The organism is Streptomyces thioluteus (genome assembly GCF_039535865.1).
In genome coordinates this window covers 1-16204 of the sequence record NZ_BAAAXZ010000100.1, presented here as the reverse complement: position 1 = coordinate 16204, position 16204 = coordinate 1, and the positions used below count along the sequence as shown (strand labels likewise).

Genomic DNA, 16204 nt, shown 5'->3' with positions numbered 1-16204 from the left:
CCGCCGGACCCTGTCCAACGGGCCGGTGAATAAAATCGAACTGCGCCTCCTCGTGGCGGGCGTGATCGGTCAAAGGTTGGCGTGAAAACCGCCTCGGCGGCCGGGGGACGGCCCATAGGCGAAGCGGCCGGCGAACGCCGCTCCCTCCTCACGTTTCTCGTGCCTCGCAGCGAGAGCGCGCCTTTATCAGACGCATCCCGCACCCGCGGCGACCCACCGAGCATTATCAGCCACCTCGACAAAGGGCGCGAAGCCCCGGAATATGCACAGGATGCCGTCATGGCGATGCTCGATAGCGGTAGCTATCGCAGCAAAACGGACTCTCCGGCTCGGTCTCGACGGCTGGTCACGCTCCCTCCCCGCGGTCTCTCCGCGGCGCAAAGACGACGGACGTCCCCGCGCCATTTCGACCAACATCATCTGACGCTGCTTCACTTGCCCGTCCGGAGCTCCCGGCCGCCCGAACCACGCGGCCGCAAGGGGCTCCCTCACCACGTGCTCGACGTACTCGACGTACACGCCCAGACGGAAGGACGGGGATGACGACCGCAGCGCACCGGCAGGTACCGGAGGAGTCGGCGGCGGGGCGGGCCCAGCTCAGTCTGGGGATCGCCGCCGCCCGGAACCTGGCCACGACCACCAAGACCGTCCCGCAGATGCAGGGCATCAGCTCGCGGTGGCTGCTGCGGACGCTGCCCTGGGTGGAGGTCAAGGGCGGTACGTACCGCGTCAACCGACGGCTCGTCTACGAGGTCGGCGACGGCCGGATCACCTTCGTCCAGGAGGGCGCCGCGGTCCGCGTCGTCCCGGCCGAGCTGGGTGAACTCCCGCTGCTGCGCGGCTTCGAGGACCCCGACGCGCTGCGCGCGCTCGCCGGTCGCTTCGAGCAGCGCGAGTACGCGCCCGGGCAGGTCGTCGCCGAGCAGGGCGGGCCCGTCGACCGGGTCCACCTGATCGCGCGCGGCAAGGTGGAGAAGCTCGGCACCGGGCAGTACGGCGCGGAGACCCGGCGCGGCGTGATCGCCGACGGAGGGTTCCTCGGCGCCGAGGTGCTGGCCGAGGAGCCGGGCACGTGGAAGTTCACGGCGCGGGCGCTCACGGCGTGCACCGTGCTCACCCTGACCCGGGACGCGTACGAGGAGACCGCCGGGCGGAGCGAGCGCCTGCGGGCCCACGTCCGACGGCGCGAGGCCGAGAAGGACCTGCCGCGGAACAAGAAGGGCGAGGCGGAGATCTCCCTCGCCTCCGGCCACACGGGCGAGCCCGTCATCCCCGGCACGTTCGTGGACTACGAGCTCTCGCCGCGCGAGTACGAACTGAGCGTCGCCCAGACCGTCCTGCGCGTCCACAGCCGGGTCGCGGACCTCTACAACGACCCGATGGACCAGGTCGAGCAGCAACTCCGGCTGACCATCGAGGCGCTGCGCGAGCGCCAGGAGTCCGAGCTCGTCAACAACCCCGAGTTCGGTCTGTTGCACAACGCCGACTACAGCCAGCGCATCTCCACCCACTCCGGTCCGCCCACCCCGGACGACATGGACGAGCTGCTGAGCATGCGGCGCGGCACCAAGGCATTCTTCGCGCACACCCCGGGCCGTCGCCGCCCTCGGCCGCGAGTGCAACAAGCGGGGGCTCGCGCTGGACAGCGCCGACGTCAACGGCAAGCCCGTGCCCGCGTGGCGGGGCGTGCCGATCCTGCCCTGCGGCAAGATCCCGGTGACCGAGCGGGGCACGTCCTCGATCCTGGCGATGCGCCTGGGCGAGGAGGACGAGGGTGTGGTCGGTCTGCGGCAGACCGGTATCCCGGACGAGTACGAGCCCGGTCTCAACGTCCGCTTCATGGGCATCAACGAGCAGGCGATCATCTCCTACCTCGTCAGCACCTACTTCTCGACGGCGGTCCTCGTGCCCGACGCGCTCGGCGTCCTGGAGAACGTCGAGGTCTTCCACTCGCCTTCGTAAGGACCCGCTCAGGGCCCTGTCCCAGGACAGGGTTCGCGAAGGACTCGTACGGACCTGTCGGACGCGTAAGGAGAACAGACCGGTGTCACTGCTGTCGCGCATGACCGCGCCCACGGCCCGGCACGACGTGGCACAGCTCGTGGCGGCGCTGCTCGCCGAGCAGCCCCGCCCCCGGGCCGTGCCCACCGGGCCGACGGGTCTGGGCACGTCCGCCGCCCGCGTCACCCCGCGGCGCGAGCCGTCCTCCGACGGCGTCCCGGAGCTCTACTGCCCGCCCGCCCTCCGGGACGACCCCGCGCTCGGCCGCGAGGTCAACGACCGGCTGGTGGACTGGGCGGGCGAGGTCGGCATCTACGAGGGCCGGCTCGACCACGTCCGCGCCGCCGACTTCGGACGGCTGATGATGTTGGCCCACCCCGACAGCGACGACCCGGACCGGCTGCTCGCGGCGGGCAAGTGCGCGCTGGCCGAGTGGGCCACGGACGACTACTACTGCGACGACGGGGCGGACCCCGAACAGCTGGGCTCGCACCTGGGCCCGGCGTACGCGGCGATCGACCCGGCCCACCTCCCCCTCCGCTACGCGGCCGCGTGGCAGAAGGAGGTGCGCGAGGACCCCGTCCGCGTCGCCCTGCGCTCGGCGCTGGAGCACCTCTCCCGGTACGCGGAGCCGTCCCAACTGGCCCGGCTGCGGCACGAGGTGGCCGTCCTCTTCGTCGCGTACGGACAGGAGGGCTCCTGGCGCTCCCGGGGCCACATGCCCACCGTCCCCGAGTATCTGGCGCACCGTCAGATCAACAGCTTCCTGCCCTGCATCGCGCTGGCCGACGCGGTGGGCGGCTACGCGCTCACCGCTGCCGAGTACGGCGATCCGCGGGTGCGCCGCGCCGTGACCATGGCGGCCACCGCCGCCACGCTCGTCAACGACCTCTACTCCATGACCAAGGAACACGGCACCTCCGGCGTGGAGTTCAACCTCCCCACCGTGATCGCCGATCGGGAGCGCTGCTCGCCGCGCGAGGGGATCGAGCGGAGCGCGGAGGTCCACGACGAGCTGGTGCGCACCTACGAGGTGGAGGCCGCGGCGCTCGCCCTCACCGGCTCGCCCCAACTGCGCCGATTCCTCGCGGGAGTGTGGGCCTGGCTCGGCGGCAACCGCGCCTGGCACAGCGGCAGCCCCCGCTACAACTCTGCCTGATCAACCTGTTTTTTCTTAGGAGCACGACAACCATGACCCCTGTTCTGCGTACTGCGTATCAGAAGTCGGTGGCCGAGTACTGGAACAACGAGAAGGACCCGGTCAATCTGCGGCTGGGTGATGTCGATGGTCTCTACCACCATCACTACGGGCTGGGGGATTACGACCCGTCCGTGCTCGACGGTGACGAGGCGACGCGGGACGCGCGGATCGTCGAGGAGCTGCACCGGCTGGAGTCCGCGCAGGCCGACGTCCTCCTCGATCATCTCGGGCCGGTGGCGGCGGGGCAGCGGTTGCTGGACGCCGGGTGCGGGCGTGGCGGTCGAGCATCATGGCGAACGCGCGGTTCGGGTGCCGGGTCGACGGCGTGTCCATCTCCCAGGCGCAGGTCGACTTCGCCAACGAGCAGGCCCGCAAGCGCGGTGTCGACGACCGGGTGCGGTACCACTTCCGCAACATGCTCGACACCGGCCTGCCCACGGGGGAGTTCCAGGGCATCTGGAACAACGAGTCGACCATGTACGTCGACCTGGACGAGCTCTTCGCCGAGCACGCCCGCCAGCTCGCCTTCGGCGGCCGCTACGTCGTCATCACCGGCTGCTCCAACGACGTCACCGGCGGCCGCTCCAAGGCCGTGAGCCGCATCGACGAGCACTACACCTGCAACATCCACCCCCGCAGCGCCTACTTCAAGGCCATGGCCGCCAACGGCCTCGTCCCCATGACCGTCCTCGACCTCACCCCCACCGCCATCCCCTACTGGGAACTCCGCGCCCGCTCCTCCCTCGCCACCGGCGTCGAGGACCCCTTCCTCACCGCCTACCGCGAAGGCAGCTTCCACTACCTCCTCATCGCCGCCGACCGCATCTGACATCTGACAGGTGACACACACCCGTCCGGGGCCGTGACAGCCCGGGCGTCGCGCACGGAGGATGCCTCCATGCCGTACGCCACGACCCCGGACGGTGTGCGCATCGCGCACCAATCGCGCGGCGAGGGTCCCCGCTCGTGCTCCTGGCCTGCCAGGCCAACAACCACCGGTGGTGGACGACGTCGCGCGTCGACTTCCACGCCGCCGCCCGCAGCACGATCACGCTCGACTACCGCGGCACGGGAGCGAGCGACGAGCCGGAAGGCCCGTACTCGACGCGTGAGTTCGCCCGCGACGTGATCGCCGTCCTCGACGACCGTCGGCATCGACCGCGCGAGACGTCTACGGCACGTCGATGGGCGGCCGGTGGCCCAGTGGGTGGCGGCGGATCACCCGGCCGCGTCCGTCGCCTGGTCCTCGGCTGCACCACGCCTGCGGCCGCCACGCCGTCGACACGGCCCCGCCGTGCGCCGTTCCCCTGGCCGTACGGATCCCTCCGAGGCCCCGCCGGGCCCTTCTCGACCTGATGTACACCCCGGCCTGGTCGGCCTCCCACCCCGGCCCGTACCGCACCCTCGGCGACCCGGACATGTCCGCCCCGCGCCCGTGGCCGGCACCTCCGTCGCGAGCCGGGAGCACGACGCGTGGGACGCGCTGCCCGGCATCACGGCCCCCACCCTGGTCCTGCACGGCACGGACGACGTCTTCAACCCGGCGGCGAACGCTCCTCTGCTCGCGGAGCGCATCCCGGGCGCCGGCCTGCGCATGATCCCCGGTGCGCGGCACGCGTACTTCGACGAATTCCGCGCCGTCGCCGGACCGCTGGTGCTGGACTTCCTCGACGGGTAGGCGACCGGCCGATCCGTTTCCTCGCCCCGCGACCGGTCGTTGGACCATCCGAGTAGTTCCCACCTCCTGCCGGCGCGAACGGAGACGCCCTCGTGCGAATGACCGACATCCAGCGCTGCGAAGGTCCGCCCCGGAACGCTCGTCGAATGGACCCTCGACCCGGCGGCCGTCGGGACGGTGACGGACGTGCCGGAGGACCCCCGGCCTCCGGCGTACGTCCAGGAGTCGCACCTCAGGACGGCGCGGTCGTGTGCGCGAGGACGGGCTGTTCGTACCGACCTGGCTCGGGACGGCGTTCGACCTCCCCGGCGCGGTCGATCTCGACGTGCTGCAGGAGGCGTTGAGCCGGTGGACGCTCTCGGCACGAGACGCTGCGCAGCGGATTCCGCTGGTCCGGCGACGAGGTGCGCCGCTTCACGCTCGACGCCGGGTCCCTGTCGCTCCGGCGCACGGTGGTCGGTCACTTCCCCGACGCGGGAGAGCTGACCGGCACCTCCAGGACCGCTTCGACGTCGCGGCGGACGCGCTCGGCTGGCCCAACTTCCTCTACACGGCGGTCGTCCGGGACGACGGCACGAGCGTGTACATGGCCTTCGACCACAGCAACGTCGACGCGTACTCCATCCAACGCATCCCCGCCGAGGTCGACGAACTCTGCGGCGCGATCGGCGAGGGCCACGCGGAGGACCGGCCACCGGTCAGCAGCTACATCGACTTCTGCGGATCGAGCGGCGAACGCCGACCGGATCGACGACGACCACGCGATCGTCGCCCGCTGGCGGGAGTCATGCAACCGCTGCGACGGAAGCTGCCGAACTTCCCCGTCGACCTCGGCCTGGACCCCAGCGGCAAGCTGCCCACCCAGCAAGCTCATGCACGAGATGCTCGTGGGCCCCGACGACGCCGCCGCGTTCGAGGCGCACTGCCGCCCCTACGGAGGCAGCCTGGCCGGCGTCCTGGCCGCCACGGCGGTCACCGTCCACGGGATCGGCGGCGAGCCCGTCTACCGCACCGTCGTCCCGTTCCACACCAGGGCCAAGTCCCGATGGCTGGACTCCGTGGGCTGGTACGTCGGCGGCGCCCCGATCGAGATCCCCATGGCGGGCCTGTCCGACTTCCGGACCACCCTGGAACGCGTCCGCACCGAGCTGCGCTCTCGCCATGCCCCTGACCCGCGTCCCCATCGCCCGCGTACTCCGCCTCCTCGGCACGGACTTCCGCCCGACGTCCCCGACCTCTACTCCATCGTCTCGTTCGTCGACGCCCGCGGCGTCCCCGGCTCCGAGCGCTGGCCGAGCGGAACGCGTTCGGCCTGATCAGGGTGTCGTACGGCGACCAGGTCTGCGCATGGATCACCAGGCTCCACGAGGGCCTGCAACTGGCGAGCCGATACCCGGACACGGAAGTCGCGTACGCGAGCATGCGGCTCTATGCGGAGCAGTTGCGGGAGGCGATCGTCTCGGTGGCGCGCAATGGCCTGGACGCCTCTCTGCGATGAGTGCCCGCGCGCTGCGACTCGGTCCGCATCCCGTCTGCCGCGTCCTGGGTGGATACGCTGGCCGCGCACCCCTTGGAGGACACTGTGACCATCGACCCCCAGCACCTCGCGCTGCTCGAAGAGGCCCAGCGGATCGCGCCCAAGGGTGTCAAAGTCGAGTACACCGACGGCACGATCATCATGCAGGCGGCGCCGACGGTGATCCACCAGCGAAACCTGTTCCATCTGCGTGTGCAGTTCGACGCACACCGGCCGGACGGCTACATGCCGACCGAGAACACCGACCTGGAATCCCCCCACGCGGCAAAGCTCCGGAATCCCGACCTCACCTACCTGCCCGAGGAGGTCATGGAGGCCGAGGGAAACACGGCACCGGCCGACGTCGCGCTCGTCGCGGTGGAGATCGTCTCCCCGTCCAACCCGGAAAACGACTGGGTGGGCAAGCTGCGGGACTACGCGGTGATGCGGATTCCGCTCTATCTCATCGTCGATGCCCGCGACTTGACGGTGACGTTGTTCTCCGAGCCCAACCACGACCGCTACCACACGCGGACCGACCGGAAATTCGGCGACACGATCCGTATCCCCGAGCCCTTCGGATTCGACCTGGATCTCTCGCGTCTGAATGCCTATACCTGACCAGGGCTCGTCCCGGGCACCGGCGATCTCCGACGTGGACAGCAGCACCGAGCCCCGTAGCCGTCCGCCGGGCGGTGGCTACGGGGCTCGGCGCCATGCGGCCTAGATGTCGAAGTACAGCTCGAACTCGTGCGGGTGCGGCCGCAGCTGCATCGGGGCGATCTCGTTCGTGCGCTTGTAGTCGATCCACGTCTCGATCAGGTCGGACGTGAAGACGCCGCCGGCCTGGAGGTACTCGTTGTCGGCCTCGAGGGCGTCGAGGACGGCGGGGAGGGAGGTCGGGACCTGGGGGACGTTGGCGTGCTCGTCGGGGGCGAGCTCGTAGAGGTCCTTGTCGATCGGCTCGGCGGGCTCGATCTTGTTCTTGACGCCGTCGAGGCCGGCCAGGAGGAGGGCCGAGAAGGCGAGGTAGGGGTTCGAGGACGGGTCGGGGGCGCGGAACTCGACGCGCTTGGCCTTCGGGTTGGAGCCCGTGATCGGGATGCGCATCGCGGCGGAGCGGTTGCGCTGCGAGTAGACCATGTTGACCGGGGCCTCGAAGCCGGGGACCAGACGGTGGTAGGAGTTCACCGTCGGGTTGGTGAAGGCGAGCAGCGAGGGGGCGTGCTTGAGGATGCCGCCGATGTAGTAGCGGGCGGTGTCCGAGAGGCCCGCGTAGCCCTGCTCGTCGTAGAAGAGCGGCTCGCCGCCGTTCCACAGGGACTGGTGGACGTGCATGCCCGAGCCGTTGTCACCGAAGATCGGCTTCGGCATGAAGGTGGCCGTCTTGTCGTTGCGCCAGGCGACGTTCTTCACGATGTACTTGAAGAGCATCAGGTCGTCGGCGGCGGCGAGCAGCGTGTTGAACTTGTAGTTGATCTCCGCCTGGCCGGCGGTGCCCACCTCGTGGTGCTGGCGCTCGACCTTGAGGCCGGCCTTGTCCAGCTCGAGGGAGATCTCCGCGCGCAGGTCGGCGAAGTGGTCGACCGGCGGGGCCGGGAAGTAGCCGCCCTTGTAACGGACCTTGTAGCCACGGTTGTTGACCTCGGAGCCGGTGTTCCAGGCGCCGGCCTCGGAGTCGATGTGGTAGAAGGGACTGGTTCGCCGACGTCTCGAAACGGACGTTGTCGAAGATGTAGAACTCGGCCTCGGGGCCGAAGTACGCGGTGTCGGCGATGCCCGTGGAGGCGAGGTACGCCTCGGCCTTCTTCGCCACGTTCCGCGGGTCGCGGCTGTACTGCTCGCCGGTGATCGGGTCGTGGATGAAGAAGTTGATGTTCAGCGTCTTGTCGCGGCGGAACGGGTCCATGCGGGCGGTGGGAAAGGTCGGCGCGCAGGGCCATGTCGGACTCGTGGATGGCCTGGAAGCCGCGGATCGACGAGCCGTCGAAGGCCAGCTCCTCGGCCGGGTCGAACGCCTCCGCGGGGATCGTGAAGTGCTGCATCACGCCCGGCAGGTCGCAGAAACGGACATCGACGAACTTGACGTCCTCGTCCTTGATGAACTTCTTGGCGTCGTCGCCGTTCTGGAACATCCAACCCTCCTAGCCCGGCCGCCAGCGGTCGGGGATTGCTTCGGTGGTGCTGCGGCCGACCCTAGAGAGACCGGATTTCCCGGGCATGACCCGTTTGTTTCGCCGAGGTTAACCGGGCCGCGGCCGAAACGTGATCGGAACGCGCGGCCGAAACGCGACGACGGTGGAGGTGTCCGGTCGTGATGCGGGCCACCCGGGCGGGGGAACCGTATGCGACCCCAGTACCGTGGACGGGTGGACAAGAGGCAGCAATCGGCTCGTGGCTCTCCGGCCCCCGCGCGGCCGCGGAGGAAATGGGGTGTCGACTTTGGTTACCGGGGGCCAGAGCCTCGGCCTGCCGGAGAACGGGCCGGGCTCCGTCGCCCCGTTCGGCCGGCGATTCGGAGCGATCTTCATCGACTGGGCCCTGTGCCTGCTCGTCGCGAACGGGCTGATCGCACAGGGCAACGCGCACCGGGCCGGCAACTGGGCGCTCGTCGTCTTCCTGGTGCTCAGCGTGCTCACCGTGGGGACGATCGGGTGCACGCCGGGCAAGCGGCTGCTGAGGCTGCGCGTGGTGAGCGCGGAGGGCGGCCGGCTGACGTTCCCGCGGGCGGTGCTGCGCAGCGTGCTGCTGGTGCTGGTCATCCCCGCGGTCATCTGGGACCGGGACAACCGGGGACTGCACGACCGGGCGACGAAGGCCGTCCAGGTCCGGATGTGAGAACCCGGATGTGAGACCAAGGAAATGAGTGAGGGCGGGACCGGAAAACCGGTCCCGCCCTCACTCATTTCCTTGGTCTCAGCGGACCCTTCGGCATCCGCATGCCCTTGGGCATCGGACCCTTCGGGATCGGCATGTTGCTCATCAGGTCGCCCAGCGCCCGCAGCCGGTCGTTCACGACCGTCACCTGGGCGCCCGGCAGCACGCGCGGCAGCTTCAGCAAGGTGGTCCGCACCTTCTTCAGCGGCACCTGGCCCTCGCCGTCACCCACGATCACGTCGTGGACCGGAACGTCCGCGACGATGCGCGCCATCCGCTTCTTCTCGGCGGCCGAGACGACCACGTTGGCGCTGTACTGGCGGCGCGCCCGGTCGTAGTCGCCGCCGCAGGTGATCAGGCGGAGTTCGGCCCGGCCCGCGGTGTGCGGCCCGTACACCCGTCCGGCGTCGAAGTGGTCCTTGCCGAAGACGGTGACGTCGTCGACGGTGAACTCGGCGGTGGAGCCGTCGGCCCGGTCGACGCTGACCGTCTCGCCGCGCTTGAGGCCGCCGAGTTCGTAGAAGACCGCCGGTGCCCGGTCGGTGTCCACATGGCCGACGAGGACGGCCGCGCCGGGGCTGCCGGGCTGCGGGCCGCCCCGGTACCAGGCGACGGTGTCGGCCCGGTCGTACGGCGGTGGTTCCGCCGCGCCCTCGCGGGTCAGGCCGCGGCCCTCGATCGGGGCCCTGAGGCCCATGGCCCGGATGGCCAGGCGCTGCGGCGGCGCTCCGGGCAGCGGGTCGTGGGGGCGGCGGCAGGGCGCGCACGGGCGGGCGGCCCGCGGCGGCGACGTCGCCGGTGGCGGGCCACGAACCGGACGGCACCTCGGTGACCTCGCGTCCCCACAGCCACAGGGCGAACAGCAGGGCGGACCAGGCCACGCCCGTCAGCAGACGGCCGCGGCCGCTGGCGCGTGCTTCGGACACGGCGGGGTGCCACTCATCCTCGGCCGGCGTCGGTGCGGCGGCGGTACCAGATCAGGCCGCCGGCGATCAGGACGCCGGCGCCGCCGAGGACGAGCCCGGGGGTGCCGGGCGTGCTCGACGCGGCTGCGGGCGCGGTGCCGCCGCCGCCCGCCGGCACGGGGGCGACGGGCACGCCGTGCTCATGCTCGTGCTCGTGTTCCTGGCCGTGCTCGCCGTGCTCGTGTTCGCGCCCGGTGAGGGCGGCGTGGCCGTCCCGGCCGTCGGGCACCGCGTCGGGCACGACGGTCAGCACGCCCTCGGCGACCGACTCGCGGCCGTCGCAGTTGATGCGGACGGGGTAGGTACCGGCGGACGTCGTGGAGCGGACGGTGGCCTCGGCGAAGTGGCCCGTGGTGTCGCGGGCGAGCCTGGCATCGGTCACGAACGCCTCCGAGACGGCCGTGGCGCGATCGCCGGTGCAGCCGGAGACGCGCACCTGCACGTCGGCTCCCGGTCTGCTGGTGACGGGAACGAGCTCCACCGCTCCCATGCGGGTCGTCGGGGGATCGTCGAGGGCATGGGCAGGGGCGGCACCGACGGCGACCGCCGTCAGCGCACCGCAGAGTGCGGAGCGGACTGAAACCATGGTGAACCTCCTGACCCTCAGAGGTTCACCCGGCGGGGGACGGTGCGCGCATCCGCTCCGTGGGCCCGTTACTCCAATCGGTGACGGAACCGGATGCGCGTACCCGCCGGACGGGTCAGCGCGGGACCGGCCCGGCTCTCACACGAGGTCGACGAGGTCCGCGATGGAGTCGACGACCGTCGACGGGCGGAACGGGTAGCGCTCGATGTCGTCGGGCCGGGTCAGCCCGGTGAGCACCAGGAAGGTCTCCATGCCGGCCTCCAGGCCGGCGAGGACGTCGGTGTCCATCCGGTCGCCGATCATGGCGCTGGTCTCCGAGTGGGCGCCGATCACATTGAGTCCGGACCGCATCATCAGTGGGTTCGGCTTGCCGACGAAGTACGGCTCGCGTCCGGTCGCCTTGGTGATCAGGGCGGCGACGGAGCCGGTGGCGGGCAGGGCGCCCTCGGCGGACGGGCCGGTTTCGTCGGGGTTGGTGGCGATGAACCGGGCACCGTTGTTGATCAGACGGATGGCCTTGGTGAGCGCCTCGAAGGAGTAGGTCCGCGTCTCGCCCAGGACGACGTAGTCGGGGTCCGCGTCGGTGAGGACGTAGCCGACGTCGTGCAGCGCGGTGGTGAGCCCGGCCTCGCCGATGGCGTAGGCCGTGCCGCCGGGGCGCTGGTCGTCGAGGAACTTGGCGGTGGCCAGGGCCGAGGTCCAGATGCTGGCGGCGGGGACGTCCAGGCCGATCCGCTTGAGGCGCGCGTGCAGATCGCGGGGGGTGTAGATGGAGTTGTTGGTCAGCACGAGGAACGGCCGGCCGGACTCGCGGAGCTTCTTGATGAAGGTGTCCGCCCCCGGCACCGGGATGCCTTCGTGCATCAGCACACCGTCCATGTCGGTGAGCCAGGACTCGATGGGCTTGCGCTCTGCCACGTGCGGAACTCCTGCCGTACTGTGCCTCGGACCGTGTCTTCGGGGCACCGGGGGGGGACGCCGGATGAACCGGGGCGGCAGGGCTCGCCCGCCGCCCCGGCACCCTCCAGCCTAGTCAGCTCCCGGTGGCGCTCTTCCAGGCGTCGACGTACGAGGTGAGGTTGCGGTCGATGTCCGCCCAGTCCGGGCGGAATATCTCGGTCCCCCGCATGATGTCCGCCAGTGCCTCGGCGTTCTTGTCGGTCGCCTTCACATCCGTGCGGGCCGCGAAGCCGCCGGCCACCGAGGACGCCTGCCGCTGCACGTCCTCGGAGAGCAGGTGGTCGAGGAACTTCCGGGCGTTGTCGGCGTGCGGCGCGCTCTTCACCAGCCCCGCCGCGTAGGGCAGGGGGAACGTGCTGGGCTTCCCGCCCTCGGCCGCCGGGAAGAAGATGCCCTGGTGCGGCATGGAGGCCATGTCGGCGAAGTTCATCTGGACGTCGCCGTTGGCCACCAGGAGTTCGCCCTTGTCGGTGCGCGGGGCGAGCTGTCCGGTGGAGGAGGACGGGCCGACGTTGTTCCTCTGGAGCTTCTTCAGGTACTCCATGGCGGGTTCCTTGCCGCCGAAGTCCCGCATCGCCTTGATCAGGACGGCCGTCCCGTCGCCCGCGACGCCGGGGGTCGAGTACTGCAGCTTGCCCTTGAAGCGGTCGTCCAGCAGATCGTTCCAGGTCTTCGGCGGGGACTTCAGCTCCTTGGTGTTGTAGATGAAGCAGAAGTAGTTGTTGACGACGGAGGTCCACTTGCCGGAGGGGTCCTTGTCGCCGGGGGCGACCTTCTCCGAGCCCTTGGGCCGGTACGCCTCCAACAGGCCCTTGCCGTCGGCCTGCTGGATGAAGGGCGGCAGCGTGACGACCACGTCCGCCTTGGTGTTGGAGCGCTCCCTGGCCAGCCGCTGCACCATCTCGCCCGAACCGCCCTCGACGTACTTGACCTTGATGCCGGTCCGCTTCTCGAAGTCGCGGAAGACGCGGTCGTAGAAGCCGGATCCGTCCTCGGACTTGAGGCCGTCGGCGCTGTAGACGGTGATCTCCTTGGCGTCGGATCCGCCGGTGGTGCCGCAGGCGGTGAGCGGGGCGAGGAGGGCGACGGCGAGCAGCGCAACGCCTCCGGTGCGGATACGGGACATGACGGGGAGAACTCCTCGGTGGCAGCAGCGGACTTCAGCGGTAGGAGGCCCGGGTGCGCACCCGGGAGACGGCGAGCAGCACCAGCAGCGTCGCGGTCATCAGGACGACGGCGAGGGCCGCGCCCGCGAAGAGGGCGCCGCGGTCGGTGGCGCCGAAGATCTTCACCGGCAGCGGCAGCCAGTCGGGCGGGTAGAGCATCATCGTGGCGCTCAACTCGCCCATGGACAGGGCGAAGCAGAGCCCGCCGGCGGCGCCGAGGGAGGGCAGCAGCAGCGGGAGGCGCACCCGCCACAGCACGTACGACGGGGACGCTCCCAGGCTCGCGGCGGCCTGTTCGTACGCCGGGTCGAGGCGGGCCAGCGCGGCCGTGACCGACTGGTGGGCGAAGGCCGTCACCAGGACGGCGTGGGCGACGACCACGATCTGCGGCGTGCCGTTGAGCAGCAGGGGCGGCCGGGAGAAGGCGACGAGCAGGGACAGCCCGACGACGACCGAGGGAACGGCCACCGGCAGCATGAACAGGCCGTCCACCAGCCGCCGTCCGCGCGGGCCGAGCCGGGCGGCGGCGAGGGCCGACCAGGTGCCGACGGCCAGGGCGGAGGCGCTGGCCGCGAGGGCGGTGAGGAGGCTGGTGGTCAGGGCCTCCAGGGCGTCGCCGTGCGCGACGTCGCGGTAGTGGACGAGCGTCGCACCGGAGGGGAGCGCTCCGCTCCAGGAGGTGGCCAACGAGGCCGCGACGATCACGAGGAACGGGAGCGCGAACACGGGCAGGAAGAGCACCCAGAACACGGCGTGGACCAGACGGCGGGCGATGCGGCTATGCACGAGCACGGCGGCGTCCTCCCTGCGCGACAAGGGTCCGGTAGACGGCATAAAGCGCGCCCGACAGCGCGATGTTGACCACCGCGACCCACGCAGGCGGCGGTCCAGTCGCCGTCGAGGATCGCCCTGCTGTAGATCAGCACCGGCAGTGTCGTGACGTCCTTCGCACCGGTGAACAGCACGATCCCGAACTCGTTCAGGCACATCACCAGCACCAGCGACCCGCCGGCGGCGAGCGCGGGCAGCGCCTCCGGGAGGATCACCTGCCGCACGATCCGCGGCGCCTTGGCGCCCAGCGACGCGGCGGCCTCCAACTGCGCCGTCTCCAGCTGCGAGAACGCGGCGAGCAGCGGCCGCATGACGAACGGGGTGAAGTAGGTGACCTCGGCGAGCAGGACGCCCCACCGGGTGTGGAGGAAGTCGAACGGCCCGTCGGCGGTGCCGGTGACGCCCGTCCAGATCCCGTTGGCCATCCCGGCCTGCCCGTAGACGAAGAGCAGCGGCGAGCGTGATGAGGAAGGAGGGGAAGGAAAGGAAGACGTCGACGAACCGCCCGACCGGCCCGCCCTCCCGGGAAGGGGCACGAACGCGATCACGATCGCGAGCGCGAAGCCGAGGGACCAGGGCGCCGGCGGTGGCGCCGACGGCGATGAGGACGGTGTTGCCCAGGGCGTCGCGGAAGGCGTCCTGCGCGAAGACGCGTCCGTACGCGGCGGTGGTCGGGCCGCCTCCGCCCAGGGACTCCCGTACGACGAGGCCGAGCGGGTAGAGGAAGAACAGCCCGAGAACGGCGACCGGGGGGAGCGCGAGGGCCCACGGAGCGAGGGTTCTCCCCCCCGCGGCGGCTACGCATCCCCTGTCCCTGTCGGCAGCAGCAGCACCGCATCCTCCGGCGCGAAGTGCAGCGTCACCTGCGCTCCGGGCGCCGGCGGATCGCGCAGTTCACGGACGTCCGCCAGGACGCGGTGGCCGGACACGTCCGCGCACAATCGGTGCGTGGCGCCCCGCCATTGGACCTCGGACACCGTGCCGCGCAGCGCGTTCGGGCCGTCGCCGAGGCCGACCAGGTGGGGGCGGACGCACAGCGTGGCCGTCCCGTCGGCGGGGGCTCCGGGGACGGACAGGGGGCGTGCCCGCGAAGGAGACGCCGCCCCCGTCGGCCACCGTCACCGGCAGCAGGTTCGCGCTGCCGACGAACGACGCCGTGAACTCCGTGCGCGGGCTGCGGTAGAGCTCCCTCGGCGTGCCGCAGTCGCGCAGCCGCGCGCGGTCCATGACCGCGATGCGGTCGGCCAGCGTCAGGGCCTCGACCTGGTCGTGGGTGACGTACAGCATGGAGACCGAGGGCAACTCGCGGTGCAGCCGGGCGAGTTCCGCGAGCATGTCGGAGCGCAGGCGCGCGTCCAGCGCGGACAGCGGCTCGTCCAGCAGCAGCACCCCCGGCCGGATCGCCAGCGCCCGCGCGATCGCGACGCGCTGCTGCTGCCCGCCGGACAGCTCGCGCGGGTAGCGTCGCGCGTAGGCGGCCATGCCGGTCATCTCCAGCGCCTCGGCGACCCGTTCGGCGACCGTCGCCCGCGGGGTGCGGCGGGCCTTCAGCCCGAACGCGACGTTGGCCTCGACCCGCAGGTGCGGGAAGAGCGCGTACTGCTGGACGACCATCCCCACACCCCGCCGGTGCGGCGCGAGCCCGGTGACGTCGCGGCCGTCGATGAACACCCGCCCGGAGGACGGCCGGACGAAGCCGGGCGACGGCCCGCAGGGCGGTGGTCTTGCCGGAGCCGGAGGGGCCGAGGAGGGCCACGACCTCGCCGGGTTCGACGGTGAGGTCGAGGGAGTCGAGGGCGGTGGTGCCGTCGTAGGAGACGGAGACGGAGTCGAAGCGTATGCCGGTCACGGTCTCCCGGCCTTCGCCTCGTACCCCGCGATAAGATCCGGGAGTTGGGCCACCGAGTCCAGCACGGCCGTCGCCCCCGCCGCGCGCAGCGCCTCCGCGCCGTGCGCCCCCGTCAGGACGCCGGCCACGACCGGGGCCCCCGGACCGCCGTCCGCTGAGCATGTCGTACGACGTGTCGCCCGCGACCGCGATGCCGCCGACGCCGTCCGCGGCGTGGGTGCGCAGCAGCGCGGTGAGGATCATGTCGGGGTAACGGCCGGCCCCGCCCGCCCGCGTCGGCGGGGCACAGGGCGAGGTCCACGAGTCCGTCGTCCCAGCCCGAGTGCGGCGAGGATCGCGTCCTGGGTGGCGCGGGCGAATCCGGTCGTGAGCGCCACGGTCCGGCCCTCGCCGCGGAGCCGCTCGATCGCCTCCCGCGCGCCGGGCACGGGGGCGCAGTGGCCGGCGTCCACGAGTCGTGCGTACGCCGCCTCGAAGGCGGCGTTGGCGCGCTGCGCCAGGGCCTCGTCGCCGCGCGCGCTCAGGTGACGGAAGACGGAGATCTCGATTCGCCCATCGTGGCGCGGACGTAGGC

Annotated in this window: 8 protein-coding genes and 9 pseudogenes; 8 read left to right on the top strand and 9 right to left on the bottom strand. The window is 71.2% G+C overall.

Annotation, left to right across the window (positions count from 1 at the left end; translation table 11 throughout):
• The first annotated feature begins 539 nt into the window (after positions 1 to 539).
• The 7 genes and pseudogenes from ABD794_RS12925 to ABD794_RS12895 all read left to right on the top strand — a co-directional run bounded on the left by ABD794_RS12925 (position 540) and on the right by ABD794_RS12895 (position 7017).
• Positions 540 to 1962: pseudogene (locus tag ABD794_RS12925) on the top strand (family 2B encapsulin nanocompartment shell protein).
• Between the two features lie 82 nt (positions 1963 to 2044).
• Positions 2045 to 3160 carry a family 2 encapsulin nanocompartment cargo protein terpene cyclase gene (locus ABD794_RS12920; protein ID WP_344963233.1) on the top strand — a complete coding sequence of 372 codons (1116 nt, stop codon included), beginning with the start codon at positions 2045 to 2047 and terminating at the stop codon, positions 3158 to 3160.
• Between the two features lie 32 nt (positions 3161 to 3192).
• Positions 3193 to 4031 (top strand): annotated as a pseudogene (locus ABD794_RS12915) (geranyl diphosphate 2-C-methyltransferase).
• 137 nt (positions 4032 to 4168) lie between these two features.
• Positions 4169 to 4558 (top strand): alpha/beta fold hydrolase, encoded by a 390-nt coding sequence (locus tag ABD794_RS12910; protein ID WP_344963231.1) that lies wholly within the window; start codon positions 4169 to 4171, stop codon positions 4556 to 4558.
• A 79-nt stretch (positions 4559 to 4637) separates the two neighbouring features.
• A complete protein-coding gene (locus tag ABD794_RS12905) occupies positions 4638 to 4880 on the top strand; it encodes an alpha/beta fold hydrolase (protein WP_344963229.1) in 243 nt (80 codons plus the stop codon).
• A 98-nt stretch (positions 4881 to 4978) separates the two neighbouring features.
• Positions 4979 to 6378, top strand: a pseudogene (locus tag ABD794_RS12900) (condensation domain-containing protein).
• An 84-nt stretch (positions 6379 to 6462) separates the two neighbouring features.
• Positions 6463 to 7017 carry a Uma2 family endonuclease gene (locus tag ABD794_RS12895; RefSeq protein WP_344961739.1) on the top strand — a complete coding sequence of 185 codons (555 nt, stop codon included), beginning with the start codon at positions 6463 to 6465 and terminating at the stop codon, positions 7015 to 7017.
• A gap of 102 nt (positions 7018 to 7119) precedes the next feature.
• On the opposite strand, the pseudogene glnA reads toward ABD794_RS12895, so the two are convergent.
• Positions 7120 to 8531, bottom strand: a pseudogene (glnA, locus tag ABD794_RS12890) (type I glutamate--ammonia ligase).
• Between the two features lie 293 nt (positions 8532 to 8824).
• On the opposite strand from glnA, the pseudogene ABD794_RS12885 reads away from it, so the two are divergent.
• Positions 8825 to 9234, top strand: a pseudogene (locus ABD794_RS12885) (RDD family protein).
• A gap of 64 nt (positions 9235 to 9298) precedes the next feature.
• Here ABD794_RS12885 and ABD794_RS12875 read toward each other — a convergent pair.
• From ABD794_RS12875 to ABD794_RS12840, 8 genes and pseudogenes are all read right to left on the bottom strand, one after another.
• Positions 9299 to 10199, bottom strand: a pseudogene (locus ABD794_RS12875) (class F sortase).
• A 13-nt stretch (positions 10200 to 10212) separates the two neighbouring features.
• Positions 10213 to 10824 (bottom strand): hypothetical protein, encoded by a 612-nt coding sequence (locus tag ABD794_RS12870; protein ID WP_344963227.1) that lies wholly within the window; start codon positions 10822 to 10824, stop codon positions 10213 to 10215.
• Positions 10825 to 10962: 138 nt separating this feature from the next.
• Positions 10963 to 11742: an HAD-IIA family hydrolase gene (locus ABD794_RS12865; RefSeq protein ID WP_344963225.1), complete on the bottom strand. Its 780-nt coding sequence runs from the start codon at positions 11740 to 11742 to the stop codon at positions 10963 to 10965.
• A gap of 115 nt (positions 11743 to 11857) precedes the next feature.
• Positions 11858 to 12910, bottom strand: coding sequence for a 2-aminoethylphosphonate ABC transporter substrate-binding protein (locus ABD794_RS12860; protein WP_344963223.1), 1053 nt, complete (start codon positions 12908 to 12910; stop codon positions 11858 to 11860).
• A 34-nt stretch (positions 12911 to 12944) separates the two neighbouring features.
• On the bottom strand, positions 12945 to 13742 hold the full coding sequence (locus ABD794_RS12855; RefSeq protein ID WP_344963221.1) for an ABC transporter permease: 798 nt from the start codon (positions 13740 to 13742) through the stop codon (positions 12945 to 12947).
• Positions 13729 to 14513, bottom strand: a pseudogene (locus ABD794_RS12850) (2-aminoethylphosphonate ABC transporter permease subunit). The gene ABD794_RS12855 and the pseudogene ABD794_RS12850 overlap by 14 nt, the downstream one beginning before the upstream one ends.
• A gap of 65 nt (positions 14514 to 14578) precedes the next feature.
• Positions 14579 to 15630 (bottom strand): annotated as a pseudogene (locus tag ABD794_RS12845) (ABC transporter ATP-binding protein).
• Positions 15627 to 16204, bottom strand: a pseudogene (locus ABD794_RS12840) (HAD family hydrolase); the annotation flags it as partial. The pseudogenes ABD794_RS12845 and ABD794_RS12840, both read right to left, overlap by 4 nt.

Bases quoted from the DNA above. Each gene is read 5' to 3' on its own strand.
- ABD794_RS12870 (WP_344963227.1), bottom strand. From the start codon at position 10,824: ATGGTTTCAGTCCGCTCCGCACTCTGCGGTGCGCTGACGGCGGTCGCC.
- ABD794_RS12860 (WP_344963223.1), bottom strand. From the start codon at position 12,910: ATGTCCCGTATCCGCACCGGAGGCGTTGCGCTGCTCGCCGTCGCCCTC.